Raw genomic sequence first — 22,332 nt, 5'->3', positions numbered from 1 at the left:
TAGACCTACCATAGGCCGACCAAGGAGTCCGCGTCGATGTCGCTGATCACCTGCATGCCCGGCTGGCACGGCGAACGCTCGGAGCGCGGGCTGAGGGCCACCCGGGTCACCCCGTTGTCGGACTACCAGCTGCTCAACGGCTGCCTGGAGGAGATCACCGCGCTGGACGAGGGCGAGCTGTGGCTGCTGTGCGACGCGCAGACCCGCCTCGCCGAGCGCGTCGCCACCGCCGAACGCCTCCGCGCCGGCGTCCCGTTCGGCGGCTGAACCGAGGCGATCCCGGCTCAGGCCGCCCGCGGGCCGGAGGGTCAGGTGCGGCGGAAGCTGACGACCTCGCCGCTGTCGCCGACCGCCTCCCGGGCCTGCGGGATGATCCGCTCGCCCGCGTTGTCGGCCAGCAGCGCCCGGGCGCGCAGCACGATCTCCAGATCGAAGCGCAGGTCCGGGTCGAGGAGCTGGTCGCCGAACAGCTCCTCCAGCTGGCGCAGCCGGTACCGGACGGTCTGCGGGTGCACGTGCAGGCGCAGCGCCACCTCGTTGGCGTTGCGGCCGGACTGGAGCCACGCCAGCAGCGTCTCGGCCAGCCGGTCCTGCTGGCTGGCGCGCAAGTGCGACAGCGGCGCGAGGCGCAGGTCGGCGAGGGAGGTGATGAGCCCCTCGTCCTGGAACAGGATCAGCGTGGACATGTGCTCGACGCTGCGGATCACGCCGTCGTGGGCCTCGATGACGCCGCGCTGGACGAGGCAGAGCGTCTTGCGCGCCCACTGGATCGACCGGGCCGCCTCCATCAGCGGGACGGTCGGGCCGACGACGGCGAGGCTCCCCGACAGGGCGCGGTCGACGAGCTTGGCGCGGCCGGGGCCGTCCGGGTCGGGGATGATCAGGCTGGGGGTGCGGCGGGTCAGGTCGGCGAGGACGTCCGGCGGGAACGCGGGCTGCCGCGACTCCTGGGCGGGGCGGCCGAGCGCGACGGCGGCGATGGTGCGCGGCAGCGGCCAGTGCGCGGCGGCGGCGAGGTCGGCGATGGCCTCCTGGGCGGCGGGCGGGTCGGCGAACAGCAGGTCCAGCAGGCGCTTGCGGCGGCGCTGCATCTCGCCCGCGACGGCGGCCTTGGCCTGCGAGAACCCCTCGGCGGCGGCCTTCGCCAGCTCGTCCTGGAACTGCATCAGCGCCTCGCCGACGGCGCCGAGGGTGCGCGGCGAGACCTGCTGCGCCTCGGCGCCCTCGGTAATCCGCCGCCAGGCGACCATGCCGCCGACCCGCATCGCGGACTGCATCGCGTCCAGGCTGCGGCCCTCGCCGGCCTCGCCGCGGCCGATGGCGCGGAAGAAGTCGGTGACCGAGGCGGGCTCGTGGCCGGGATCGGCCACCCGGTCGACGAAATAGTGCAGCACGCGCTCGACGGCCTGGCGGAGCGTCCCGGAGTAGGACCCGTCGCCGGGCCGGTCGTACTCGCGGACCTTGGTCTGGATCTCCTGGATCATGTCGTCCGCGACCTCGTCGAGGTGCGGCCGCATGTGATCCGCCAGTTCCCTGGGCAGGTCCGCCCAGGGGCGCCCGTACGTGGTCGAACCATCGTCCGACACGGAACCTCCCCGCCGCTCGTCCCCCTGCGTTGCGCGCCGTACACACGGGGTAATTACTTACTTATGGGACTCGTGTGGGGCAAATCATGACCCGTGGCGTGCCTGGGCGCAAAGTCTAGGTCGAGATACGACCAGGTTCGGCCGGACGGTTCGAGAGATGTCCACAGTCGGCGCACCTCTGGCCTGACCGCCCGTCCGGTGCGACAGTGAGGGCACGGACCAGCATGTGCGAGGTGGTCGCATGCCCGAGACCCCGGCCGACCCCGCCCCGCCGAAGGCGCTCGCCGCCACCGGCAGGGCCGTCGACGAGCGTTTCGGCGGCGCCGTCTTCGCGCGCAAGGCGCTCCGCAAGGCGTTCCCCGACCACTGGAGCTTCCTGCTCGGCGAGATCGCGATGTACTCGTTCCTCGTCATCGTGCTGACCGGGGTGTTCCTCACCCTGTTCTTCGTCCCGAGCGCGAACGAGACGGTCTACGACGGGTCGTACGGGCCGCTGAAGGGCGTCCGGATGAGCGAGGCGTACGCCTCGGCGCTGCGCATCTCCTTCGACGTGCGCGGCGGGCTGCTCATGCGGCAGATCCACCACTGGGCGACCGACATCTTCATGGCGGCCATCGCCGTCCACCTGCTGCGCAACTTCTTCACCGGCGCGTTCCGCAAGCCCCGCGAGCTGAACTGGCTCATCGGGATCGTGCTGTTCATGCTGGTGATGGTCAACGGCCTGTTCGGCTACTCGCTGCCGGACGACCTGCTCTCCGGCACCGGCATCCGCATCCTGGAAGGCGTCCTCGCCTCGGTCCCGATCGCCGGGTCGTACCTGGTGATGTTCGTGTTCGGCGGCGAGTTCCCCGGCACCGACATCATCCCGCGCCTCTACATCGTCCACATCCTGCTGATCCCGGGGATCCTGCTCGCGCTGATCCCGCTGCACGCCGTCGTGCTGACCTGGCGGCAGACGCACACCCAGTTCCCGGGCAAGGGCAGCACCAACACCACCGTCCGCGGCTACCCGTTCTTCCCCGTCTTCATCGGGAAGACCACCGCGTACTTCCTGTGGGTCTTCGGCGTCACCGCCCTGCTCGCGGCGTTCTTCCAGATCAACCCGATCTGGCTGTTCGGCCCGTACGACCCGGGCGCCATCAGCTCCGGCTCCCAGCCCGACTGGTACATGGGCTGGCTGGAGGGCGCGCTGCGGATGATGCCGGCTTGGGAGATCAACGCCTGGGGCCACACGGTGCCGATGAGCGTCCTCGTCCCCGCCCTCGGCGTGCCCGGCCTGCTGTTCACCGGCCTCGCCGCCTACCCCTTCCTGGAACGCTGGGTCACCGGCGACCACCGCGTCCACCACCTGCTCGACCGGCCCCGCGACGTCCCCGCGCGCACCGGCATCGGCGCCGGCGGCGTCGTCTTCTACGGCGTGCTGTGGGCCGCCGGCGGCAACGACGTCATCGCCGACCGCTTCGACATCCCGCTGTTCTGGACGACCTGGTTCTTCCGCTGCGCGATCATCCTCGGCCCCGTCCTGGCCTACGTGTTCGCCTACCGCGTCTGCCTCGGCCTGCAGCACCGCGACCTCGGCCTCGTCCGGCACGGCCTGGAGACCGGCGTCATCCGGCGGCTCCCGGACGGCGAGTACATCGAGGTCGAACGGCACCTCCCGGCCGAGGAGACCGCACCGATCACCGACGACCGCCCGCCCGCCGCCGTCCCCTTGACCCGCCCCGACACCAAGGGCGTCACCCCGCCGGACACGCGGTCCCCCGCCGGCCGCGTCCGCGTCGCACTCAACCGGTACTTCATCCACGACCTCGGCAAACCGGACCGCGCGGACGGCTCCACCCGGCACGAGGAGGAGCATCCCGCGATCGACCCATGAGACCCCGCGGTGGGTGTGCCCGCGTGCGGCGGGCCCCGGCAACCCCGGCGGCCCGCCCGCGTGGCCCGAGCGGGCACGTGGAACCCGGCCGCTTCCGGCCGCGGTCAGCCCGCCTTGCCCCGGACGACCGCCTGCGCGGCCCTCCTCAGGGTGGGGCCGCCCGTGTCGGGCGGGGCGGGGTCGTAGGGTACCGGCATGTTGTCGTCCGGCCGGTTCAAGGCGCCGCCGCCACGGTCGCGGACGTGGTCCGAGCACCGTCCCGCGCGGCTGCACGCCGCCTACGGCGTGCTGATCGCCTGGTGGCTGGCGGTGGGCGGAGTCGGCCTGTGGTCCGCCACCGCGGGGCGGCGGACGTCCGCCGGCCGGCACGAGTCCGCGACGACGACGCTGCTGTGGGTCGTGTTCTGGGTCGTCGCCGTGCTGGCGCTGCTGGTCCGCGGCTGGTGGGGCGGCCCCAAGGCGTGGGTCTACGTCCAGTTCATCGCCACCGCGCTGGGTTGGGTGTTCCTCGCAGGCATGGTCGCGTTCGGCGCGCTGGCCGTCAGGACCGGGCTCGACGCGTCCGGTCTGGTGTACTTCGCGCCGGGCGTGCTGTCGGGCGGGCTGCTGCTCGCGGCGGGCCGCCTCCTGTCGTCCGGTGACGTGCGCCGCTGGTACGGCGGGAACTGACCGGCGGTCAACGGGTCGGCGGGACGGGGACGTCTTCGTCGGTTTGGGGGATGCGGCGGGCGGCGCGGCGGGTGCGGACGGTGCGGGTCAGGGGTTCGACGCCGCGGGCCAGGACGGGCCCGGCCACCGCGAGGATGAGGACGTAGGCGGCGGCCAGGGGGCCGAGGCGGGCGTTGGTGCCGGCGCTGACCGCGAGCCCGGCGATGACGATGTTGAACTCGCCGCGCGGGACCAGCGCGACGCCGGCCCGCAGCCGTCCGGTGGCGGCGACGCCGGCGCGGCGGGCGGCGAACCAGCCGGTGGCGAGCTTGGTGGCGATGCCGATCGCGGCGAGCAGCGCGGCGATGCCGAGGACCGGGGGCAGGTCGGACGGGTCGGTGTGGAGGCCGAAGAAGACGAAGAACACGGCGGCGAACAGGTCGCGCAGCGGCGTCAGGAGCTTGTGGGCGGTGTGCGCCAGCGACCCCGACAGCGCGATGCCGACCAGGAACGCTCCAACGGCCGCGGACACCTGCAACTGCTGGGCGATCCCGGCGACCAGCAGCGTCAGGCCGAGCACCTTCAGCAGGAGCACCTCCTCGCTGGGGGACGAGACGAACCGCTCCACCCAGGCGCCGTGCCGCAGCGCGACGAACAGGATCACCGCGATCGTGGCGGCGGCGACCGCCAGCGCGACCGCCCCGCCGACCAGCCCCGCCCCGGCGAGCAGCGCCGTGAGGATGGGCAGGTAGGCGGCCATCGCGAGGTCCTCGAACACCAGCACCGACAGCAGCGCGGGCGTCTCGCGGTTGCCGAGCCAGCCGAGGTCGCCGATCACCTTCGCGGTGATGCCGGACGAGGTGACGTAGGTGATGCCGCCCATCGCGACCGCGGCGACCGGTCCCCAGCCGAGCAGCAGCGCCGCCGCGACGCCGGGCGCCGCGTTCAGCGCCATGTCGGCGAGCCCGACGGGCGCGGACGTGCGCAGCGTGCCGACCAGCTCGTCGGCGGTGTACTCCAGGCCGAGCGTGAACAGCAGCAGGATGACGCCGACCTCGGCGCCGATGGACACGAAGTCCTCGCTGGTCGTGAGCGGGTAGACGCCGCCGGACCCGAACGCCAGGCCGGCAATGAGGTAGAGCGGGATCGGGGAGATGGAGAAGCGGACGGACACGGCGCCGAGCATGCCGAGGGCCAGGATGATCGCGCCGAGTTCGATGAGCTGGACGGCCGACTCCATGCGGGGTCAGCCGTCGGCGAGGATCGCGGCGACGGCCGCCGTGCCCTCGCCCGTCCCGACGACCACCACCACGTCCCCGGCGGCGAACACGAAGTCGGGCCGGGGGCTGGCGAACACCTGCCCCTCGCGGACCACCGCGACGATGGACGCGCTGGTCCGGGTGCGGGCGTGCGTGTCGCCGAGCGGCCGGCCGACGTAGGGCGAGCCCGCCGCGATCGGGAGCTGCTCGGTGACCAGGCCCTCGACCTGCCGGTGCAGTTCGGCGAGGTGCTCGACGATCCGCCCGGTGCCGAGCAGCTCCGCGATCGCGTTGGCCTCCTCGGCGGTCAGCGCGACCGTCGCGACGCAGCTGTCGGGGTCGTCGCGGTCGTAGACGACGAGGTCGCGGCGGCCGGACCGGTGCGAGATGATGCCGAGCTGCCGGCCCCGCCCGGTCGTCACGACGTGTTGCAGGCCGATCCCGGGCAGGGCGGTCCGTTCGACGTCCACGGTGGTGCGTCCTTCCAGGTCACGGCATGGTCACGGGCAAGACCGGCCATCATCGCAGATAACGGACACGCGGGTCGCGGCCGGTCCTCGCCATCATCGCCCCCGCGGATTCAGGCGACCGGGCGGGGGTCGTCGAGGAGCAGTTCGGGATCGAGGGCGGCGAGGGCCGTGGGCGTGAGCCCGAACATGCCGCGGAACGTGTCGCTGAGATGGGACGGGGACGCGAACCCCGCGTCGGCGGCGGCGCGGGTGAAGTCGTGGCCGCCGGCGAACGCCGCGGCCACCCGCAGCATCCGCGCCCACTGCACGTACCTGCGGAAACTGGTGCCGGTCTGGTCGGCGAACGTGCGCAGGAAATGGGACCGGGACAGCCCCGCCTCGCGGGCGGCGGCCTCCGCGCGCTGCGGGCGCGCCGGGTCGTCCCGGATCCGGGCCGCCGCGCGCACGATGCGCGGGTCGCGGGCCTGCGGCGCGGGGATGCTCGCCGCCGCCAGCAGCCGTTCGACGTCCACCTCGTCCCGGGTGGCGAGGTCGATCAGGTCGGCCTCGCGGTGGTGGTCGCTGCGGAACCCGCCGGTGTCGCGCCGCATCCCGCCCAGGCAGCGGGCCATCCGCGCGGACGTCGGGTCGAAGAAGCAGAACAGCATCCGGCCGGCGGTGTCGCGGACCTCGTGCCGCACTCTCGCGCGGAACAGGAAGCTGCGGGCGGCCAGCCCGGGCAGCCCGTCGGCGCGGACGGTGAACGGCGCGTCCAGCCCGACGCCCAGGCAGGCCACCGCGGTGGAATGCGCCCCGAGGCCAAGGGACGGGCCGAGGTAGACGACGTGCCCGAGCCGGACCCACAACCGCACGGGAGCGCACGTTCGTGGAAGTGCCGGTGCGGTCATGCGGGCCAGCATAAGCGCCGTGAACACTCGTGAGGACAGCACCGCCGCCATGCCCGCCGACCAGCGCACCGGCACGTCCGCCGGCGATCCGGACGAGGGCGCGCTCGCGGCCGCGCTGCGCGGCCTCGCCGCCGGCCGGATCGTGCTCGGCGCCGCGGCGATCGTCGCGCCGCACGCGATGGCCAGGGCGTCCGGCGTCCGCCCGTCACCGGAACTCGGCTACATGACCCGCATCTTCGGGGCGCGGGCGATCGCGCTGGGGCTGGGGTACCTGACCGCGCCGGGTCCCGAGCGGTCCCGCTGGCAGCGGCTGGCGCTGCTGGTCGACACGCTCGATACCGCCCACGGTGCCGCCCGGCTCATCCGCGGCGACCTTCCGCGTCCCACCGCGCTGGGGTACACCGCGCTGACCGGCGCCTACATGGCGATAGGCGCGACCCGCCTGGCCCGCGACCTCTCCTGACGCCCTTGGGCCCCTCCCCGGCGAGGATTGAGCAACGCCGTGAGCCGCCGCAAAGGCGATGTCCGGCCGCCCCGAGATTTCGGTGAAACGGCCGGACGCATCAGCGCGCTCTACCAGCGGTGACCGTGGTCGCCGTGGTAGCCGTGGTCGCCATGACCGCCGTGGCCGTGGTCTCCGTGGCCATAGCCGCCGTGGCCGTGGTCTCCGTGGCCATAGCCGCCGTCGCCGTGGTCGCCGTGGTGGTGGCCGTAACCGTGGTGGTGGCCGCGGTCCCGCACGCATCTGTGCCAGTACGGGTCCCAATGCGTCCCCCACGGGCAGGAGCGGGGATGCGCCTGCGCGACCGCGGCCGTCTCCGCCGCGCTCGCCGAGGCGGCGGGCGCGAACGCGGCCAGGCCGGCGGCCATGGCCAGACCGGCGGCGGTCAGCACCGCCGAGCGCAGCGGACTCGGGATCTTCATGCTTCCTCCAGGGGTTCGGGGCCCTGCCGGGGCCCGTGCTTCCTCACCCCCTGTACCCGCAGCGCATCCGCGCGACTACCGAACGTAAGTAGATCATTAAGGCTCTGACCAGCGGACTCGCCCCTCCGACGCGATCACCCGCGGGGCGTTGAACTCCGCCGGACGCGGCGCCGTAACACCTCCCGTAGATCGTCATCTCGGGAGCTGGAGGGCTCATGGGACGCCGCCGGAACGCCGCGAGGAAACGTCGTCTGCGCACCGTGGTCGGAGCGGGCGCGGCGGTCGCCGGAGCCGCCGGGCTGGTCGCCGGGTCGCTGTCGCTGTACGCCGTCCGCGCCGGCGAGGGTCCGCAGGCGGCGAAACTGGCCGGGGACCCCCACGTCCGGAGCGCGCAGAGCCGGAGCGCGCAGGGCCAGAGCGCGCAGCCGCGGGCGGCGGCCCTCGCGGCGCGGGTCGCCGGGCGGCTCGGCGACCGGACGGCCGGCGGGTACCTCGACGCGGCGGGACGACCCGTCGTCACGGTCACCACCGCGTCGGACGCCGCGATGGTCCGGTCGGCGGGCGCCGTGCCGAAGATGATGCGGACGAGCCCCCGGACGCTGACCAAGGCGACGTCCGCGCTGCGCCGGTCGATGGCGGGGACGCCGGGCACCGGCTGGGCGATCGACCCCGCGACGTCCCAGGTCGTGATGTGGACCGACGATTCGGTGACCGGGACCCGGATGGCCGCCGCCCGCCGCGAGGCGCGGCGCCTGGGGACGGCCGTGCGGATGGTGCGCTTCCCCGGCCGGCTGCACACGCTCGCGACGCTCGGCGGGGACGCGATCTTCGGCGGCGGCGCGCGGTGCTCGCTGGGCTTCAACGTCCAGCGGGACGGGGAGCCGTTCTTCCTCACCGCCGGGCACTGCGGGAACATCGTCCAGAACTGGACCGCCGACCAGCAGGGCGCCGAGGCCCTCGGCACGACGGTGCAGAGCGACTTCCCGGGCGACGACTTCGCGCTCGTCCGGGCCACGGCCGACGGGCAGAGCGCGGTCGACCTGCACGACGGCACCGCGCAGCCCATCACGGAGGCCGCCGACGCGGTGGCCGGCCAGCAGGTCGCGCGGAGCGGCAGCACGACCGGCGTGCACACCGGGCGGGTCACGGCGGTCGGCGCGACGGTGAACTTCCCCGAGGGGACGGTCACCGGGATGATCCAGACGACCGTCTGCGCGGAGCCCGGCGACAGCGGCGGGCCGCTGTTCAGCGGGGACACCGCGCTGGGGCTGACGTCGGGCGGCTCGGGCGACTGCCAGAGCGGCGGCGTCACGTTCTTCCAGCCGGTCACCGAGGCGCTCCAGACGTTCGGCGCCGAGCTTCCCTGAGGTTCCCTCGCGTTTCCTCGCGCGGGCCTGTCACATCCGGGCGGGCCGATCCGTCATGGGGGTATAAGCGGCAACGCGAACTGAGGAGACCACCATGGACGCCCGGATCAACTTCTACGGCAACGCGGTCGCGGCGAAGGTCGCGAAGTACATCAACTCCGCCGGCAAGGCGGTGGCCGACACCTCGCTGCCGGCCGCGACGCAGGAACTGGTGAAGATCCGCGCCAGCCAGATCAACGGCTGCGGCTTCTGCCTCGACATGCACACCAAGGACGCCGCGGCGGCCGGGGAGACCTCGCTGCGGCTGAACCTGGTCGCGGCCTGGAGGGAGGCCACGGTCTTCACCGAGGCCGAGCGGGCGGCGCTGGAGCTCACCGAGGAGGGCACCCGCCTCGCCGACGGGAGCGGGGTCTCCGACGAGACCTGGGCGAACGCCGCCAAGCACTTCGACGAGGAGCAGCTGAGCGCCCTGGTCTCCCTTGTCGCGCTCATCAACACCTACAACCGCCTCAACGTCATCACCCGCCAGCCCGCCGGCGACTACCAGCCCGGCCAGTTCGGCTGACGGCACGCCAGGGGCACCGGCGGGCGCGCGGCACCAGTGCGCCCGCCGGAAACGCTGTTGTGCGGGTACGTCCGGCTCTGAATACTGAGCGAATGATGTCCTCGCTCGTGGCGTTCGTCGGCGCGGCCTTCCTGGTCGCGATGGTCCCCGGCCCGAGCACGGCCGTGATCCTGCGCCGTTCGCTGATGAGCGGCCGCGGCAACGGCGTGGCGACGGTGCTCGGCAACGAATGCGGAGTGCTGCTGTGGGGGCTGGCCGCCGCGTTCGGACTGTCGGCGCTGCTGCTGGCCTCGCAGCTGGCCTATGACGCCATGCGGATCACGGGCGCGGTGGTCCTGGTCTTCATGGGGACGCGCGCGCTGTGGCAGGCGCGGCGCGGCACCGCCGAAGACGACGAGCCCGCCCGGACGTCCGCCGTGTCCCACGCGCGCGCGTTCCGGCAGGGCGTGGTCACGAACTTCGCCAACCCCAAGGCCGGGGTGTTCGCGGTGTCGTTCCTGCCCCAGTTCGTCCCGCACGGCGCCCCCGTCCTGGCGACGCTGGTGCTGTTCTCGGTGATCTGGGCGCTGGTCGACATGATCTGGTACCTGCCGATGGTGTGGCTGGCCGGACGGGCCCGCGCCGTGTTCCAGCGCCGGTCGGTCCGCCGCCGGATGGAGCAGGTCTCCGGCGTGGTCCTCGTCGCCCTCGGCATCCGGCTGGCCGCCGAGTCCTGATCCGGTCGTCCTGCGCGGGGGCTATCCGATCTCCAGGACGACCTTGCCGCGCGCCCGCCCCGACAGGCTCAGCTCCGCGGCCGCACGCCAGTCGTCCAGCGGGAACGTGCGGGCCACCGGCACCGTGAATCGGCCCTCCGCCGCGAGCTGGGCGTACTCGCCGAGCACGTCGTTGCGGACGGTGCCGACGCCGCCGGGGCCACTGAAGAGTGCGCCGTGCTCCTTGGCCGCGTCGAAGTCGCTCACCGTCAGCACGTGTTCGGGCGCCTTCACGGTGCGCACGAGTTCCGGCAGCGCGTTGCTGACGGGCGCCGCGTCGAACGCGAGGTCGACCGGTCCGCCGGCGAGCGCCGTCACGCGCTCGGCCACGCCCTCGCCGTAACCGGTGACGTCGGCGCCCGCGGCGCGCAGGGCTTCGGCGTGCGTCCGGCCGGCGGTGGCGACGACCCGCGCCCCGTGCCGGAGCGCGATCTGCACCGCGGCGTACCCGACGGTGGTGCCGGCGCCGTTCACCAGCACGGTCGCGCCATCGCGGACGCCGAGCGCGTCCAGGCCCCGGTACGCCGTCTCGACTGCCATCGGCAGCGCGGCGGCACCGACCGGGTCGAGCCCTTCCGGACGCGGGAACCAGACGTCCAACAGTGCCCGCTCGGACGCACCGGCGGACGTCCCGCCGAAGGGCGCCGGGCCGAACACGGGGTCGCCGACCCGGGTGCCGGTCACCCCGTCGCCGACCGCGTCGACCGTGCCGGCCACCTCGAGGCCGACGCCGCGCGGCAGGTCACCGCCGAACAGGCCGCCGCACAGCGCCCAGTCCGCCGGGTTGAGCCCGCACGCCTGGACGGCCACGCGGACCTGGCCGGGGCCGGGCGTGGGCGGTTCGGCGTCCTCCAGCCGCAGGACGTCGAGCGGTTCGCCGTACTCGTGGAACCGAAGGGTGCGCATGGGATCTCCTCCTGACGACGACAGATGCTGTCATCACTCACGCTAGCAGAGTGATGACAGCATCTGCTGTCGCTATACTCGCGGGCATGGCACGCTGGGAGGGCAACACGCGGGAACGGCTGGAACGAGCGGCACTGGATCTGTTCGGCGAGCAGGGCTACGACCGCACGACGGTGGCGCAGATCGCGCGGCGCGCCAACCTCACCGAGCGGTCGTTCTACCGCTGGTTCTCCGACAAGCGCGAGGTGCTGTTCGGCGGCGACGATCTCGAGAAGCGGTTCCTCGCCGCCCTGGACGCCGTCCCGGCGGGCACCGGCGCGCTGCCGGCCCTGCTGGCCGCGTTCGCCACCGCCCCGGAGGTGTTCCGTCCCCGCGACTTCCTGGAGAAGCGGGCGGCGGTCATCGCGGCGAACCCGCCCCTGCGGGAACGCGAACTGATCAAGCTCGCGTCGCTGTCCGCGGCCCTCACCGCCGCCCTGGAGGAGCGCGGCTGCGACCGGCCGACGGCGCGGCTCGCCACCGACGCCGGCCTCGCCGTCCTCCGCCTGGCCACCGAACGCTGGATGGCCGACGACCGGGCCGACTTCCCCCAGATGCTCTCCGCGGCCGCCGCGAAGCTCCTCGCCGTAGCCACCGAAGCCGCTCCCGCCTAGAACATGAGCGCCCCCACACAAAGCCCACTGGAAGACCTGGAAACGGTCGACTGGGCCGGCCTCCATCACGCATACGGCTCGGCCGAAGACGTCCCCGGCCAACTGACGGCACTGTTGTCAGCGGACGCCGAGGAACGTCACCAGGCCCAATACCAACTGCACGGGAACGTCTACCACCAAGGAACCCGCTGGCAGGCCAGCTGTCACGTCGTCCCATTCCTGACCGCACTGGTGGACGATCCGGCAACCCCGGACCGCGCGGCCGTGGTCAGCCTGCTCCGCGTCATCGCGCTCGGCGACCGCGATGACACCCATCTGCCCTTCGACCCCGACCGGGAATTCGCCCGAGCCGAGAACGTGACCGACGCCGACGTGGCGGCTGTCGTGGACTGGCTTTATGGTGACGGCGGAAAGGAGCCCGAGAAGAGCGAGGCGGTCGCCGCGTCCTGGGACCGCGATGCCTATCTCGCAGCAGCCGCGCTGAGCAACCGTTTCGCCGCTTGGGCCGACGACCCCGACCCGGTGATCGCCGCCAGAGCAGCCGAACTGCTGGCCTGGTTCCCCGCCGCCCGTCCCACCGTGTCGCGTCTGCTGCAAGTTCCCGCGACCAAGGAACACCAGTTGGCACGGGCAAGCGCCAATCTCAGCCTCGGCTATCTCGCCCCCGGCGAACCGGCCGTCGACGACCGGCTGACGGCCTTGCTCGCCGCCGGACCCTTCGGTGTCCGACTCACCGCGGCCGTCGCTCTCGCGCTCCGCCTCGGCGCCCGGCTCCCCGATGCCGCACTTCAGATACTCGCCGAGGCACCCGACCACACCGACGAGATCACGGTCACCGCATTCCCCATACCCTGGGACCGATCACTCCTCGGATTCACCGCCCTGGCCCTCTACCAACTCGGCCTAACCCCCTAACCCCAACGGGACTCGGCGGCCATCATTCGGGAAAGCCCCGCGGGGCGCGTGACCACGGGGACGGGCGGCCACTGCCGTCCTCGCCGGTGCCTGCGCCGCCGTCCTGAAGGCTCGGTGGCACGGACTGCTGCGCCTGTAACCTGGTGTCATGAGCGCGCAGCCGGTACAGGAACATGATCCGGACGATCCGGTCGAGATCCTGCGCGTGCTCGCGGAACCGCTGCACGCCCAGTTCCTCGCGGAGTACTACGCCGCAGCCGAGGAGGCGGCGCGCCGGGTGGACGGGTACCGCAGGCTCCACGATCTGTTGCGGCGGTGGCGGCTGGCCGCGGCCGCGATGGCGGATCCGGCCTTCGCCGAAAGCGTCGACCAGGTCCGCGAGGCGGCACGGACGGGCGACCTGGACGGTGCGGTCCCGATCGAAGACCTGGTACCGGACTGGTCCGAACGACAGCGCCGACACCGCCGGTGAGCTATCGGCCCGTCTTCGTTGGACGTGCTCTCCTGCAGGTCAATGGCCTTCCCAAGGAAGCCTTCGACGCGTTGCTAGAGCGAATACTGACGCTTGTGGAGGCGCCGTGGGACGCCGCCGTCATGCCACCCGGTGACGACCGGGCATTTCGGCTGGCGGTGTTCGGCGAGGGGCTCGGGCAAGTGGCCTTTCACGTCGATGACGACGCTGCCGTGATCCGGATCTTCGAGCTGCTCTGGATCGGCTGAGAGGGTCTGCTGCACCTGAGAGGTGTCCCGTGACCGGACGCCGGCAGGATCCCTGCCGGGCCGGGTCTGGGTCTTCGTGCTCGCCGGCCGGCTCGTCCGGATCCTTACGGTCGAGCCGGCGCCTACCGGACATGCCGGTCGGGTCTTGGGCCTGAGCGAGTTCGCCCGGCGGCCGGCCGTCACTGGGTCTCGGTGATCACCGTGGCGGCCTGGCCGGAGAAGCGGACGTTGACGTTGTGCGGTGCGGCCTGCGCCCAGTCGTCGAACCCGTCGACGGAGCACTTGCTGTCGTCGGGCGGGGTGCTGCCGTCGGGGCAGTGGCCTCCGGCGACGTACACGACGGTGTCGTCGGCGACGAAGAAGCCGACGTTGCCGACGAGGAACTTGCCCGGCGCCAGGTAGCGCAGCTGGCCCCACTTGGAGGTGATCTGCTGGCCACCCTGCTGCGCGGGCGGGGTGTGACGGACCACCGGGGCGCCCGACCCTCCCGAGCCTTGCGGGGTCGCGGCGCCGCTCGGCGTGGACTCGGCGCTCGGGGTGGAGGCCGGCGCGGGCGTCGATGCGGCGGGCGACGAGGGCGAGGCCGTTGCGGAGCCGCCGGCGTTGATGCTGCCGCTGCCGTTGCAGGCCGTCAGGCCGAGGGCCAGTGCCGCCGTCACTCCGGTGATCACGATCTTCCGCATGGGTCGCCGCTCCCGTTCTCGGTGCGCTGCCTTCTTGGTCGCGCTGTGCCAGGTGAGATGCGGACGCGGCCCGGCGAGGTTGGCGCGCCGGGACGTGATCAATCCGACCCGCCGCATCCCGAACCCACCAGCCGGCGCGGGCGTCAGGATGGGCGACGGCACGCAAAGGTTCGCGCAGTCCAGTCGTTTCTTAATCGCGGACGCGAAAACGCCTCTATCGCGCTTCCGGAGGCTGGAACGCGACCCGATCCGTCCCGAACCCGCAAGCCGGCGCGGGCATCCGCCATCCCCGGGCGGGAACTACCGGCTGCCGCCGCCGAACGAAGGCGCCGAACGACTCGACGATCGTCCGACATGTCTGACGTGCCGGGCTTGCCATCCGGAGGGTGGACGGTTCGCGAAGTCCTGGTCGGTGTAGCCGCCGCCTAATAGCGTTCGATGCATATAGCGTGCCGTCGGGCGGTCTTGCTCCACGGTGTTCCAAAGACCAGGGAGCGCGAGAGCGCCGAGGTCGAGCGAGCCATGTAGGCACGTAAACGATGCGAAGCCGAACACGGTCACGCGCAGTGGAACTACAACAGGGAGGTGTGACACGTGAATGAACACAGCCCTCACTACCGTTGGACGCCAGGGGCCGGCCGCGACAGCGATGGGGTACGCGCGGGCCGGGAGGAGGCCCGTCTGGCGTTCGAACTGGGCAACGCGGTTCGGCACCGGCGCCTCGCGCTGGGATTGACACAGGCGGAACTCGCCAGGAGGGCGGGGATGACGCAACCCGCCTTGTCCCGCCTCGAGTCGGGAGGCCCCACACCGACCATCGGGGTTCTCGAGAGGCTTGCGCATGCACTCGATGCCAGGCTCAAGGTGGAGTTCACCGACGCCGCCTGAGGAAGCATGTCGTCCGTCCGCGATGAGCCCTCGTCCGGCCGTCGCGGACGAGGGCTCTCTGGCGGGAGTCGTCAGGGCAGGTCGTGGGCGTTGGTCTTCACGCGGTCGGTGAAGGTTCGCCAGGCGGGGGCGTCGAAGGCCAACTTCGGGCCGGTCGGGTCCTTGGAATCGCGGACTGCCACGAGCGGCGCCACCCCGGCAACCTCCACGCAGTTACCACCATCGTGTCCGCTGCGGCTCGCCTTGCGCCATGCCTCGTCCGCCACCTGCCGGACGCTCCCGACCTCGACGCACTCCCCGCCCTGATGTCCACTGCGGCTGGACTTGCGCCACTTCACGGTTGAGAGGTCGGACGCCGTCACCCGTACTCCTCGCTTCTCACGCGACGCGTGAACACGCGCCAGGCGGGGACGTCGAACGCGAGTTTCGGGCCGTTCGGGTCCTTGGAATCACGCACCGCCACCACCGGCGCCACGCTCGCGACCTCCACGCACTCGCCGCCCTCATGGCCGCTGCGGCTCGCCTTGCGCCATGCCTCGTCCGCGACCTGCGGGACGCTCCCGACCTCGACGCAGTCGCCGCCTTCGTGTCCGCTGCGGCTGGACTTGCGCCACTTCACGGTTGAGAGGTCGGACGCCGTCACCCGTACTCCTCGCTCTTCACGCGACGCATGAACACGCGCCAGGCGGGAGCGTCGAAGGCTAGGTTCGGGCCGTTCGGGTCCTTGGAATCGCGGACTGCCACGACCGGTGCGATCTCCGCCACCTCGACGCAGTCACCGCCTTCATGGGCGCTGCGGCTCGCCTTGCGCCACTTCACGGTTGAGCGATCACTTATGATCATCCGTACTCCTCCATGACGCTTTTAATCAGGGTCCGCGACTCCTCCACCCGGAGCGCATAACCCCGCAGTGAGTTGTACCTTACTGCGAAGCCCGCGACGATACGCGGCTCTTGCAGGAGCATTCCCTGCCCTGCCATCTCGCCGTAAACGATGTCGGGCGCATTCGAGAAGCCCAGGATGGTGAAGCTGCCAGTGAGGCCTGGGTAGTACCTCGCGTCCTGCGGGACGACATCGATGGAGATATTGGAGCGTTCGCTCAGCGCGAGGATGTGTGCGAGTTGCTCGCGCATGACGTCCGCGTCGGCGACGGCTCGTCGCAATGCCGACTCGTCGAGCGTGAACCATATGTCGGGAGCGTTCTCCCGAGTGAGGATCTCCTGACGTTTGAGGCGCTCGGCCAGGAACCGCTCGGCGGTTTCGGGATCCTGCTTATGCCCGACCACCGCGCGGATGTAGCTCTCGCTTTGAAGTAGCCCGTGGACCATCGTGAGCTGGTAGACCCTCACCTGGCTCGCGTCGGCTTCGCGTTCCTGGTACTCGGTGAAGCCGGGCGGGAGGATGGCCTTGTGGCGGGTCTCGATGATCCGCTTCTGCTGGCGCTCGAAGACGCCGTTGGTGGCGAAGTGGGTGTCGAGGTTCTGCGCGAACTCCTTGGACGGGATGCTCTTGGCCGCTTCGACCTGGCTGATCCACTGCGGGGTGTAGCCGAGGGTCTCGGCGAGCTCGGTCTTGGTGAGGCCGGCCAATTCTCGCCAGGCCGTCACTTCTGAGGCGAATGCCTGAATTGCCGGGGCTTCGTATGGTTCGTTGCGCGAGCCCATGAGATCTCCTTTGGAAACCCGGGCCGGGTTTCGTTGATCTTTCGGGGGGTTGCGCCTTCCCCAGTGGGGGTTGCTGGCGGGGAGCGACGCACTTCTGTGAGTCTTATAACACATTCCGCGTCCGCGAATCCGAGCATGGGACCTGCCATGGACGATACAAAATCGAAACCGGACGGCTCGACTATCGAGCGTCTTCGACAAGAATTTCCTGGGCACCGTATATGGCGTTCGCGGCGTTGGGACGGGCTGCCCGGTGAATATGTCGCGACGCTAGTGGATCCGTGCGCGGGTGTAGACGCGACGGTGATGCGAGTGGGTCCGGAGGAACTGCGTACCGAGCTGGTTAAGGAAGCGGCGCGCGCGCAGAGCAGCATTAGGAAATTCCGATGAACGACCGGATCCGGTCATCGGAGGAGGCGCGGCCGGTGGGCGTCCCCCCGGATTCACCGGCCGCGCCGGACGCCTGGCTCGCGTGCTTCCAGCTCAACCGGCTCGCGCGGCGGCTGCGGCTCAACGGGTGGAGTGTGCAGTTCCGCTACGAGGGCTCGCCGCCGCTGCTGCGGGTCTGGGACGCGCGGATTCCGTGGCTCGGAGACAGCATCACGGCCGTGAGGGACGAGAACGGCTGCTGGTTCACGTCCAGTACGGGAGAACGGCTCTCGCCGTGCGGGGAGCCGGGGTTGGCGGTCTTGATGCTCGATCGGCGGCTTGGGGCGGTTGTGCGGGTGCTTTTGAGGGGCTGATGACAGCGGCGGGCCGTCCCCCTGTGGGAGGCGGCCCGCCGTGCGGTCAGGGTCAGGGTTTCGGGGTCACGTACACCATGCGCTTGCCGTAGTGCTCGGTCAGCGTCCACAGGCCGCTGCGGCCGGCGTCGGAACCGGGCCAGTACGAGAGGTCCTCTGGGCCGATCCCCGCGTAGTGGCCGGGTGCGAGGGAGCGGAGGAGGCCCGTCTTCCCGTCCGGTTGCGCGGCGTGGAGTAGCGCGCCGGCCGCGGTTTCGCCGCGGCTCTGGCTCAGGTACCACGTGCCGTCGTAGCGGGCCGCGCCCTGGACGTGGTCGACCGGCATCGCGTAGGCGCCGTCCGCGTGCCAGCACGGGATCGACTCGTGGCCCGGCAGGTCGGAGACGCAGGTGGCGTTCAGGTCCGGCTGCCCGTTGTCGCCGTTCAGCGGCCAGGCGGCGACCCGGCCGTTGGTGTCGCCCTTGGCCAGCTCGCAGTACTCGCCCGTCACCAGGTGGTCGGTGCCGCTGCGGTCGATCGACACGTACGAGGTGTTCGGCGAGCTGTTGTTGCGGCACTCGTACTTCGCGGTGGCCGTGCGCGGCACCGTGTTGGTGTAGGCGGCGACCTCGGGCATGACGTAGCGGTAGCCGTGCGAGTAGAACTTGCCGTCCTGCCGCCCGATCTTCGTCTTGTCGGTGATGTCCGCCTTATCGCCGGCGGACTGCAGGTCGAAGATGTACCGCATGTCGAACACCCGCACGCCGCGCGCGGTGTCCGCCACGTACAGGTAGTTGCCGTACCAGGCGATGCCGCCCGCGTGCAGGGAGCCGTGGCTCTCGTCCTGCGTGGTGCGCAGGCTCATGTAGCTGGCGTTGCCGGAGGCGTTGACGAACGGGTAGACGAGCAGGACGTGGGCGTACTTGCCGGTGTTCGGGTCGACGATCGAGATCCGGACGCCCTTGACGCACGTCTGCTCGGCCCACTCGCCGTCCTTCTTGTACTTGCACTGCTGGCCGACGGCGGTGCCGTGCTGCTGCTGGTACCAGGTGGTGACGAACGGCTGGGCCGAGCCCCAGTACTTGTCGTCCTGGGCGTCGGCGACGGTGGAGATGCCCTGCGGCGTCCACTCGTAGTTGCCGGACGCGGCGGAGTCCGAACCGTCCCAGCAGAAGCTGTAGGTGATGTCGGGACGCTGCGTGGTGCTGGTGTCGAGCGCCTGCGGGTTGCACGCCTTGCCGCTGGCGGTGCTCCCCTGCCGGGGGGCTTCGTTCAGGATGTTCTGGACGCCGAGCTTGGGGAGTTCGGCGTCCAACTGCTTGGTCCGGTCCAGCAGTTCCGCCTGGTTCCAGGCGGGCCGCATGTAGTAGTTGTCCAGGCTGGGGGTGGGCGGGTCGTCGGCGTGGGCGGGGCCCGCGACGGCCGTCAGGCCGGCGGCGGCGACCGCGGTCGCCGCGCAGGCGCGGGCCAGCGCCCTCAGGTGCCGTTTCATGGGAGCTCTCCTCGGGCGGTCACCTGGCCACCGCGATGGCCAAGATCATTTACCGGGAACCCGCCCCAAACTGGCACAGATCATCTGTTTTGTCGCATAGAAGCTCTAGCTACGTTAAGCGATGTTTCTTGCCCGTATCGTTAGAAATCGCAGCGCGTCACCAAGGGGGCGGCTCGGGTTGCGTAAAGCGGTGTGACGGAGGTCACTTCGGCCTCGGTGACTCGGCCCGGCGGTGGCCGCGCCTGGGCCGCCGCTCGTTCGACGGCTCCGAAGATCCTTTCTCGGCAGGGAGTCGCGCGGAGGGCGGATCAGGTTTACACCATTTCCGCAAGTTTCCGGAAATGGCCAGTCAGGCACTCTTTTCGGTGCATTTCGGTGGTGGGTGGATTGATCCCGCTAGGCTCCAGGCCCATCGTTCTCATCCGTCCCACCGGGCCTCGCCAGACGAGCGCACCCGCCTGACAGCCGCGCGGCTCCGCGGCCTCCCCGCCATCGGCCAGGTGCGAGTCCAGCCCGGGACGCACGGAGAGACCCCCCGATCAGAGGAGCAGGCAAATGCGCGCAACTCGGCTGGCCGCGGCAGCGGTCGCCACCGGGTCCATGGTGCTCGGGATGGCGGGGACCGCACTCGCCGCACCCGCCCAGGAGGGGCCCAAGGCGGGGCAGTTCTGCAAGAAGGTCGAGATCGGCAAGGAGGTCGAGCTCGCCGACGGCACGCTGCTGAAGTGCACGCTGAAGGCCGGGCAGAAGGTCCCCCACTGGGTGGACGTCACCGGCCAGACGCCGCCGACGGAGCCGCCCACGTCACCGCCCACGACGCCGAAGCCGGTCTTCAGGTTCGGGTTCGACAAGGTGCAGTTGTCCAGCCGCGTCGTCGCGCCCGGCCGCAAGACGACGTTCACGGTGACCTGCCCGAGCGCGGTGACCATCACCGGCAACGGCTACACCCGCGACCCGCTGGCCGTGCAGAAGGCCGGCAAGAGCACCTGGACCGCGACCGGCACCTTCAAGAGCAGCCTGCCCGACCCGACGGTCGTCACGGTGGTCTGCAAGGGCTTCGGGTCCGTCAAGTTCAGCACCCACCCGTCCAAGAACCCGTCCAAGCCCGGCAACAGCATGCAGCCGGCCACGCCGAAGATCCCGAACGGGCGGATCGACACCGGTGACGGCAGCATGTACGGCCGGTCGGCGGGCTCCGGGGCGCCGCTGATCGCGGTCGGCTGGGGCGTGCTCGCGGCCGCCGGGCTCGGCGCCGTCGCGCTGCGCCGCAGGACGGCCCGGGAGCGGTCGAACGTTGCCTGAGTTCCCAGCATCGGCCGCCGGTCGCCGCGTCCGTTTCGCGGCGGCCGGCGCGCTGCTCACCGGACTGCTGCTCGTCGGCTGCGGCGGCGGAGGGGACGGCGGCGACGCCTCCCCCTCGAAGTCGCCCGCGCCGAGCGCGACGCCGGCCGGCACCACGGCGGCGTCGAACGTCGCGTCGCTGTCCCCGTCCGAGCCCACCAAGATCACGATCTCGAGGATCGGGGTCTCGGCCCCGGTCGGGGAGATCGGGCTGCTGCCCGGCGGGCGGATCCAGGAACCGCCGCTGAGCAGGCCTAACCTGGCGGGCTGGTACAAGGAGGGGCCGACGCCGGGCGAGGTCGGCCCGGCGGTCGTTCTCGGCCACGTCGACGCGAACAAGAAGGCCGCGGTCTTCTACCGGCTGAAGGAGCTGAAGCCGGGCGACAAGATCCAGATCGGCCGCAAGGACGGGACGACCGCCACGTTCACCGTGGAGCGGACGCAGCGCGTCGGCAAGGACGCCTTCCCGCACCAGAAGGTCTTCGGCGAGTCGCTCGACCACGCGGCGCTCCGCCTGGTGACGTGCGGCGGCGCCTTCGACCCGAAGGCGGGCCACTACACCGAGAACCTGATCGTGTACTCGAAGCTGACCGGCTCCTGAGCCGCACGCGCGTGTCGGGCCCCGGCGAAACCGCCGGGGCCCGACATGCGGGGTGGTCGTCGGGCGCCGGAGCGCCCCGGGATCAGCGCCGGTACAGGTTGAACTTCTCCTCGCCGATGCGCTCGCGCAGCGCCGGGTCGTCGACGCCCTGGCCCTCGCCGGTGGCGCCGCACAGGACGGCGACCTTGCCGATGTGCTGGTTCGTCTGGACGGCCCGGGTCGCCTCGCCCGCCTCGTCCAGCGGGAACGACTTGGACAGCGTCGGGTGGATCATGCCGAGGGAGAACAGCCGGTTCACCTCGACGGCCTCGTGGTAGTTGAAGCCGTGCGAGCCGATGATGCTCTTCAGCCGCATCCACAGGAAGCGGTTGTCGTACTCGTGCTTGTAGCCGGTCGACGAGCCGCAGGTGACGATCTTGCCGCCGCGCTTGGCGACGTAGACGGACGCGCCGAACGTCTCGCGGCCGAGGTACTCGAACACGATGCCGGGGTCCTCGCCGACGAGGCCGCGGATCGCCTCGCCAAGGATCCGGCCCGCCTTGGGGTTGCGCAGGCCCTGCTCGCCGAGGTTCAGGTCGTTGCGGTTGATGACGTGCTCGCAGCCCTGCGCCCGGACGATGTCCGCCTTCTCCTCGGAGGAGACCACGCCGACCGGGATGCCGCCGCCGTTCCTGACCAGCTGCGTCGCGAACGAGCCGAGCCCGCCGGTCGCGCCCCAGATCAGGACGACGTCGCCCTGCTTCATGCGGGCGCCGTGCGTGCCGACGAGCATCCGGTACGCGGTCGCGGCGCACAGGGTGTTGGAGCCCGCCTCCTCCCAGCTGAGGTGCGCGGGCTTCTTGATCAGCTGGTTGGCCTTGACGATGCAGTACTCGCCGAGCGACCCGAAATTGGTCTCGAAGCCCCAGGCGAGCTGCGACTCCGACATCATGCCGTCGTCGTAGGAGCCGTGGTCCTCCTCGTCCACGTAGGACGGGGACAGGACGACCTTGTCGCCGACCTTCCAGCTCTTCACGCCGCTGCCGGTGCGGACGACGACGCCGGAGCCGTCGGAGCCGAGGATGTGGTACGGCAGGTCGTGGCGGGCACCGTGCCAGCCCTGCCGGCCGAACTTCTCCAGGAACGCGAACGTCGGCACCGGCTCGAAGATCGCGGACCAGACGGTGTTGAAGTTGATCGCCGCCGCCATCACCGCGACGACGCACTCGTCGGGCGCCAGCTCGGGCATGTCGACCTCGCCGACGTGCAGCGACTTGCGCACGTCCTTGTCGGTCTGGCCGTCGAAGATGCCGACCTCGTCCTTGCGGGTGAACGCGGCGCGGAACCGGGTCGGCAGGTCGATGTCCTGCAGCTCGGGTCCGCTCGCACCGGACCGGACGGCGTCGAGCAGGTCGTGGGCCATGAATGTCC

At 71.4% G+C, this 22,332-nt stretch carries 28 protein-coding genes; 15 read left to right on the top strand and 13 right to left on the bottom strand.

Translation table 11 applies throughout. The annotated features are described in order from the left end of the window. The first annotated feature begins 36 nt into the window (after nucleotides 1-36). Nucleotides 37-267, top strand: a complete 231-nt coding sequence (locus tag ACA514_RS31705) for a hypothetical protein (protein ID WP_375044943.1) — start codon at nucleotides 37-39, stop codon at nucleotides 265-267. 41 nt (nucleotides 268-308) lie between these two features. Here ACA514_RS31705 and ACA514_RS31700 read toward each other — a convergent pair whose 3' ends face one another. Further along, on the bottom strand, nucleotides 309-1,517 hold the full coding sequence (locus ACA514_RS31700) for a helix-turn-helix domain-containing protein (RefSeq protein ID WP_375045053.1): 1,209 nt from the start codon (nucleotides 1,515-1,517) through the stop codon (nucleotides 309-311). Nucleotides 1,518-1,827: 310 nt separating this feature from the next. Here ACA514_RS31700 and ACA514_RS31695 point away from each other — a divergent pair, with 310 nt between their 5' ends. Both ACA514_RS31695 and ACA514_RS31690 read left to right on the top strand, forming a co-directional pair. Continuing rightward, on the top strand, nucleotides 1,828-3,462 hold the full coding sequence (locus ACA514_RS31695; RefSeq protein WP_375044942.1) for a cytochrome bc complex cytochrome b subunit: 1,635 nt from the start codon (nucleotides 1,828-1,830) through the stop codon (nucleotides 3,460-3,462). A 195-nt stretch (nucleotides 3,463-3,657) separates the two neighbouring features. Then, the gene (locus ACA514_RS31690; protein ID WP_375044941.1) at nucleotides 3,658-4,131 is read left to right on the top strand and encodes a hypothetical protein; all 474 of its coding nucleotides are present in this window, start codon (nucleotides 3,658-3,660) and stop codon (nucleotides 4,129-4,131) included. A gap of 7 nt (nucleotides 4,132-4,138) precedes the next feature. Here ACA514_RS31690 and ACA514_RS31685 read toward each other — a convergent pair whose 3' ends face one another. The 3 genes from ACA514_RS31685 to ACA514_RS31675 all read right to left on the bottom strand — a co-directional run bounded on the left by ACA514_RS31685 (nucleotide 4,139) and on the right by ACA514_RS31675 (nucleotide 6,726). Beyond that, complete coding sequence (locus ACA514_RS31685) at nucleotides 4,139-5,350, bottom strand: cation:proton antiporter (protein ID WP_375044940.1); 1,212 nt, start codon at nucleotides 5,348-5,350, stop codon at nucleotides 4,139-4,141. Between the two features lie 6 nt (nucleotides 5,351-5,356). After that, nucleotides 5,357-5,839, bottom strand: a complete 483-nt coding sequence (locus ACA514_RS31680; protein ID WP_375044939.1) for a cation:proton antiporter regulatory subunit — start codon at nucleotides 5,837-5,839, stop codon at nucleotides 5,357-5,359. Between the two features lie 110 nt (nucleotides 5,840-5,949). Continuing rightward, nucleotides 5,950-6,726 carry a helix-turn-helix domain-containing protein gene (locus ACA514_RS31675; protein ID WP_375044938.1) on the bottom strand — a complete coding sequence of 259 codons (777 nt, stop codon included), beginning with the start codon at nucleotides 6,724-6,726 and terminating at the stop codon, nucleotides 5,950-5,952. 19 nt (nucleotides 6,727-6,745) lie between these two features. Here ACA514_RS31675 and ACA514_RS31670 point away from each other — a divergent pair, with 19 nt between their 5' ends. After that, on the top strand, nucleotides 6,746-7,189 hold the full coding sequence (locus ACA514_RS31670) for a hypothetical protein (protein ID WP_375044937.1): 444 nt from the start codon (nucleotides 6,746-6,748) through the stop codon (nucleotides 7,187-7,189). Nucleotides 7,190-7,299: 110 nt separating this feature from the next. Here ACA514_RS31670 and ACA514_RS31665 read toward each other — a convergent pair whose 3' ends face one another. After that, nucleotides 7,300-7,650: a hypothetical protein gene (locus tag ACA514_RS31665; RefSeq protein WP_375044936.1), complete on the bottom strand. Its 351-nt coding sequence runs from the start codon at nucleotides 7,648-7,650 to the stop codon at nucleotides 7,300-7,302. A gap of 215 nt (nucleotides 7,651-7,865) precedes the next feature. Here ACA514_RS31665 and ACA514_RS31660 point away from each other — a divergent pair, with 215 nt between their 5' ends. The 3 genes from ACA514_RS31660 to ACA514_RS31650 all read left to right on the top strand — a co-directional run bounded on the left by ACA514_RS31660 (nucleotide 7,866) and on the right by ACA514_RS31650 (nucleotide 10,298). After that, nucleotides 7,866-9,017, top strand: coding sequence for a S1 family peptidase (locus ACA514_RS31660; RefSeq protein WP_375044935.1), 1,152 nt, complete (start codon nucleotides 7,866-7,868; stop codon nucleotides 9,015-9,017). 94 nt (nucleotides 9,018-9,111) lie between these two features. Further along, on the top strand, nucleotides 9,112-9,582 hold the full coding sequence (locus ACA514_RS31655) for a carboxymuconolactone decarboxylase family protein (RefSeq protein ID WP_375044934.1): 471 nt from the start codon (nucleotides 9,112-9,114) through the stop codon (nucleotides 9,580-9,582). Between the two features lie 92 nt (nucleotides 9,583-9,674). After that, nucleotides 9,675-10,298 carry a LysE family translocator gene (locus ACA514_RS31650; RefSeq protein WP_375044933.1) on the top strand — a complete coding sequence of 208 codons (624 nt, stop codon included), beginning with the start codon at nucleotides 9,675-9,677 and terminating at the stop codon, nucleotides 10,296-10,298. A 21-nt stretch (nucleotides 10,299-10,319) separates the two neighbouring features. On the opposite strand, the gene ACA514_RS31645 is transcribed toward ACA514_RS31650, so the two are convergent. Then, a complete protein-coding gene (locus ACA514_RS31645) occupies nucleotides 10,320-11,243 on the bottom strand; it encodes an NADP-dependent oxidoreductase (RefSeq protein WP_375044932.1) in 924 nt (307 codons plus the stop codon). Between the two features lie 86 nt (nucleotides 11,244-11,329). On the opposite strand from ACA514_RS31645, the gene ACA514_RS31640 reads away from it, so the two are divergent. The 4 genes from ACA514_RS31640 to ACA514_RS31625 all read left to right on the top strand — a co-directional run bounded on the left by ACA514_RS31640 (nucleotide 11,330) and on the right by ACA514_RS31625 (nucleotide 13,531). Then, on the top strand, nucleotides 11,330-11,896 hold the full coding sequence (locus tag ACA514_RS31640) for a helix-turn-helix domain-containing protein (RefSeq protein WP_375044931.1): 567 nt from the start codon (nucleotides 11,330-11,332) through the stop codon (nucleotides 11,894-11,896). Nucleotides 11,897-11,899: 3 nt separating this feature from the next. Beyond that, on the top strand, nucleotides 11,900-12,811 hold the full coding sequence (locus ACA514_RS31635) for a hypothetical protein (protein WP_375044930.1): 912 nt from the start codon (nucleotides 11,900-11,902) through the stop codon (nucleotides 12,809-12,811). Between the two features lie 148 nt (nucleotides 12,812-12,959). Then, a complete protein-coding gene (locus tag ACA514_RS31630) occupies nucleotides 12,960-13,283 on the top strand; it encodes a DUF6247 family protein (RefSeq protein ID WP_375044929.1) in 324 nt (107 codons plus the stop codon). After that, nucleotides 13,280-13,531 carry a hypothetical protein gene (locus ACA514_RS31625; protein WP_375044928.1) on the top strand — a complete coding sequence of 84 codons (252 nt, stop codon included), beginning with the start codon at nucleotides 13,280-13,282 and terminating at the stop codon, nucleotides 13,529-13,531. Before ACA514_RS31630 ends, ACA514_RS31625 begins: the two co-directional genes overlap by 4 nt. 179 nt (nucleotides 13,532-13,710) lie before the next feature. Here the strand turns inward: ACA514_RS31625 and ACA514_RS31620 are convergent, their stop codons facing one another. Beyond that, entirely contained in the window at nucleotides 13,711-14,214 is a 504-nt protein-coding gene (locus ACA514_RS31620) for a hypothetical protein (RefSeq protein ID WP_375044927.1), read from the bottom strand. A gap of 594 nt (nucleotides 14,215-14,808) precedes the next feature. Between ACA514_RS31620 and ACA514_RS31615 the strand changes: the two genes are divergently transcribed. Then, entirely contained in the window at nucleotides 14,809-15,102 is a 294-nt protein-coding gene (locus tag ACA514_RS31615) for a helix-turn-helix domain-containing protein (protein WP_375044926.1), read from the top strand. A gap of 71 nt (nucleotides 15,103-15,173) precedes the next feature. Here the strand turns inward: ACA514_RS31615 and ACA514_RS31610 are convergent, their stop codons facing one another. Genes ACA514_RS31610 through ACA514_RS31595 form a run of 4 tightly spaced genes read right to left on the bottom strand, consistent with a single transcriptional unit; the run spans nucleotide 15,174 to nucleotide 16,766 of the window. After that, a complete protein-coding gene (locus tag ACA514_RS31610) occupies nucleotides 15,174-15,464 on the bottom strand; it encodes a DUF397 domain-containing protein (protein WP_375044925.1) in 291 nt (96 codons plus the stop codon). Further along, nucleotides 15,461-15,745 (bottom strand): DUF397 domain-containing protein, encoded by a 285-nt coding sequence (locus ACA514_RS31605; protein WP_375044924.1) that lies wholly within the window; start codon nucleotides 15,743-15,745, stop codon nucleotides 15,461-15,463. The genes ACA514_RS31610 and ACA514_RS31605 overlap by 4 nt, the downstream gene beginning before the upstream one ends. Continuing rightward, nucleotides 15,742-15,945, bottom strand: coding sequence for a DUF397 domain-containing protein (locus tag ACA514_RS31600; protein ID WP_375044923.1), 204 nt, complete (start codon nucleotides 15,943-15,945; stop codon nucleotides 15,742-15,744). Before ACA514_RS31600 ends, ACA514_RS31605 begins: the two co-directional genes overlap by 4 nt. After that, nucleotides 15,942-16,766, bottom strand: a complete 825-nt coding sequence (locus ACA514_RS31595) for a helix-turn-helix domain-containing protein (protein ID WP_375044922.1) — start codon at nucleotides 16,764-16,766, stop codon at nucleotides 15,942-15,944. The genes ACA514_RS31600 and ACA514_RS31595 overlap by 4 nt, the downstream gene beginning before the upstream one ends. Nucleotides 16,767-17,152: 386 nt before the next feature. On the opposite strand from ACA514_RS31595, the gene ACA514_RS31590 reads away from it, so the two are divergent. Then, the gene (locus tag ACA514_RS31590) at nucleotides 17,153-17,509 is read left to right on the top strand and encodes a hypothetical protein (RefSeq protein WP_375044921.1); all 357 of its coding nucleotides are present in this window, start codon (nucleotides 17,153-17,155) and stop codon (nucleotides 17,507-17,509) included. 52 nt (nucleotides 17,510-17,561) lie between these two features. Here ACA514_RS31590 and ACA514_RS31585 read toward each other — a convergent pair whose 3' ends face one another. Then, nucleotides 17,562-18,980, bottom strand: coding sequence for a hypothetical protein (locus tag ACA514_RS31585; RefSeq protein WP_375044920.1), 1,419 nt, complete (start codon nucleotides 18,978-18,980; stop codon nucleotides 17,562-17,564). Nucleotides 18,981-19,535: 555 nt separating this feature from the next. Between ACA514_RS31585 and ACA514_RS31580 the strand changes: the two genes are divergently transcribed. Next, nucleotides 19,536-20,282 carry a hypothetical protein gene (locus ACA514_RS31580; protein ID WP_375044919.1) on the top strand — a complete coding sequence of 249 codons (747 nt, stop codon included), beginning with the start codon at nucleotides 19,536-19,538 and terminating at the stop codon, nucleotides 20,280-20,282. Next, the gene (locus ACA514_RS31575) at nucleotides 20,275-20,922 is read left to right on the top strand and encodes a class F sortase (RefSeq protein ID WP_375044918.1); all 648 of its coding nucleotides are present in this window, start codon (nucleotides 20,275-20,277) and stop codon (nucleotides 20,920-20,922) included. The genes ACA514_RS31580 and ACA514_RS31575 overlap by 8 nt, the downstream gene beginning before the upstream one ends. Nucleotides 20,923-21,004: 82 nt before the next feature. Here the strand turns inward: ACA514_RS31575 and ccrA are convergent, their stop codons facing one another. Then, on the bottom strand, nucleotides 21,005-22,324 hold the full coding sequence (gene ccrA / locus ACA514_RS31570; protein WP_375044917.1) for a crotonyl-CoA carboxylase/reductase: 1,320 nt from the start codon (nucleotides 22,322-22,324) through the stop codon (nucleotides 21,005-21,007). Nucleotides 22,325-22,332: the final 8 nt, after the last annotated feature.

It is taken from the genome of Actinomadura sp. NTSP31, assembly GCF_041951385.1.
Taxonomy (GTDB): domain Bacteria; phylum Actinomycetota; class Actinomycetes; order Streptosporangiales; family Streptosporangiaceae; genus Spirillospora; species Spirillospora napierensis.
This window is presented reverse-complemented; position numbering and strand designations above follow the sequence as displayed.

Bases quoted from the DNA above. Each gene is read 5' to 3' on its own strand.
- ACA514_RS31645 (WP_375044932.1), bottom strand. From the start codon at position 11,243: ATGCGCACCCTTCGGTTCCACGAGTACGGCGAACCGCTCGACGTCCTG.
- ACA514_RS31630 (WP_375044929.1), top strand. From the start codon at position 12,960: ATGAGCGCGCAGCCGGTACAGGAACATGATCCGGACGATCCGGTCGAG.
- ACA514_RS31585 (WP_375044920.1), bottom strand. From the start codon at position 18,980: ATGAAACGGCACCTGAGGGCGCTGGCCCGCGCCTGCGCGGCGACCGCG.
- ACA514_RS31620 (WP_375044927.1), bottom strand. From the start codon at position 14,214: ATGCGGAAGATCGTGATCACCGGAGTGACGGCGGCACTGGCCCTCGGC.
- ACA514_RS31655 (WP_375044934.1), top strand. From the start codon at position 9,112: ATGGACGCCCGGATCAACTTCTACGGCAACGCGGTCGCGGCGAAGGTC.
- ACA514_RS31665 (WP_375044936.1), bottom strand. From the start codon at position 7,650: ATGAAGATCCCGAGTCCGCTGCGCTCGGCGGTGCTGACCGCCGCCGGT.
- ACA514_RS31690 (WP_375044941.1), top strand. From the start codon at position 3,658: ATGTTGTCGTCCGGCCGGTTCAAGGCGCCGCCGCCACGGTCGCGGACG.
- ACA514_RS31580 (WP_375044919.1), top strand. From the start codon at position 19,536: ATGCGCGCAACTCGGCTGGCCGCGGCAGCGGTCGCCACCGGGTCCATG.
- ACA514_RS31640 (WP_375044931.1), top strand. From the start codon at position 11,330: ATGGCACGCTGGGAGGGCAACACGCGGGAACGGCTGGAACGAGCGGCA.
- ACA514_RS31700 (WP_375045053.1), bottom strand. From the start codon at position 1,517: ATGCGGCCGCACCTCGACGAGGTCGCGGACGACATGATCCAGGAGATC.
- ACA514_RS31635 (WP_375044930.1), top strand. From the start codon at position 11,900: ATGAGCGCCCCCACACAAAGCCCACTGGAAGACCTGGAAACGGTCGAC.
- ACA514_RS31650 (WP_375044933.1), top strand. From the start codon at position 9,675: ATGATGTCCTCGCTCGTGGCGTTCGTCGGCGCGGCCTTCCTGGTCGCG.
- ACA514_RS31705 (WP_375044943.1), top strand. From the start codon at position 37: ATGTCGCTGATCACCTGCATGCCCGGCTGGCACGGCGAACGCTCGGAG.
- ACA514_RS31675 (WP_375044938.1), bottom strand. From the start codon at position 6,726: ATGACCGCACCGGCACTTCCACGAACGTGCGCTCCCGTGCGGTTGTGG.
- ACA514_RS31595 (WP_375044922.1), bottom strand. From the start codon at position 16,766: ATGGGCTCGCGCAACGAACCATACGAAGCCCCGGCAATTCAGGCATTC.
- ACA514_RS31590 (WP_375044921.1), top strand. From the start codon at position 17,153: ATGAACGACCGGATCCGGTCATCGGAGGAGGCGCGGCCGGTGGGCGTC.
- ccrA (WP_375044917.1), bottom strand. From the start codon at position 22,324: ATGGCCCACGACCTGCTCGACGCCGTCCGGTCCGGTGCGAGCGGACCC.
- ACA514_RS31695 (WP_375044942.1), top strand. From the start codon at position 1,828: ATGCCCGAGACCCCGGCCGACCCCGCCCCGCCGAAGGCGCTCGCCGCC.
- ACA514_RS31685 (WP_375044940.1), bottom strand. From the start codon at position 5,350: ATGGAGTCGGCCGTCCAGCTCATCGAACTCGGCGCGATCATCCTGGCC.
- ACA514_RS31600 (WP_375044923.1), bottom strand. From the start codon at position 15,945: ATGATCATAAGTGATCGCTCAACCGTGAAGTGGCGCAAGGCGAGCCGC.
- ACA514_RS31660 (WP_375044935.1), top strand. From the start codon at position 7,866: ATGGGACGCCGCCGGAACGCCGCGAGGAAACGTCGTCTGCGCACCGTG.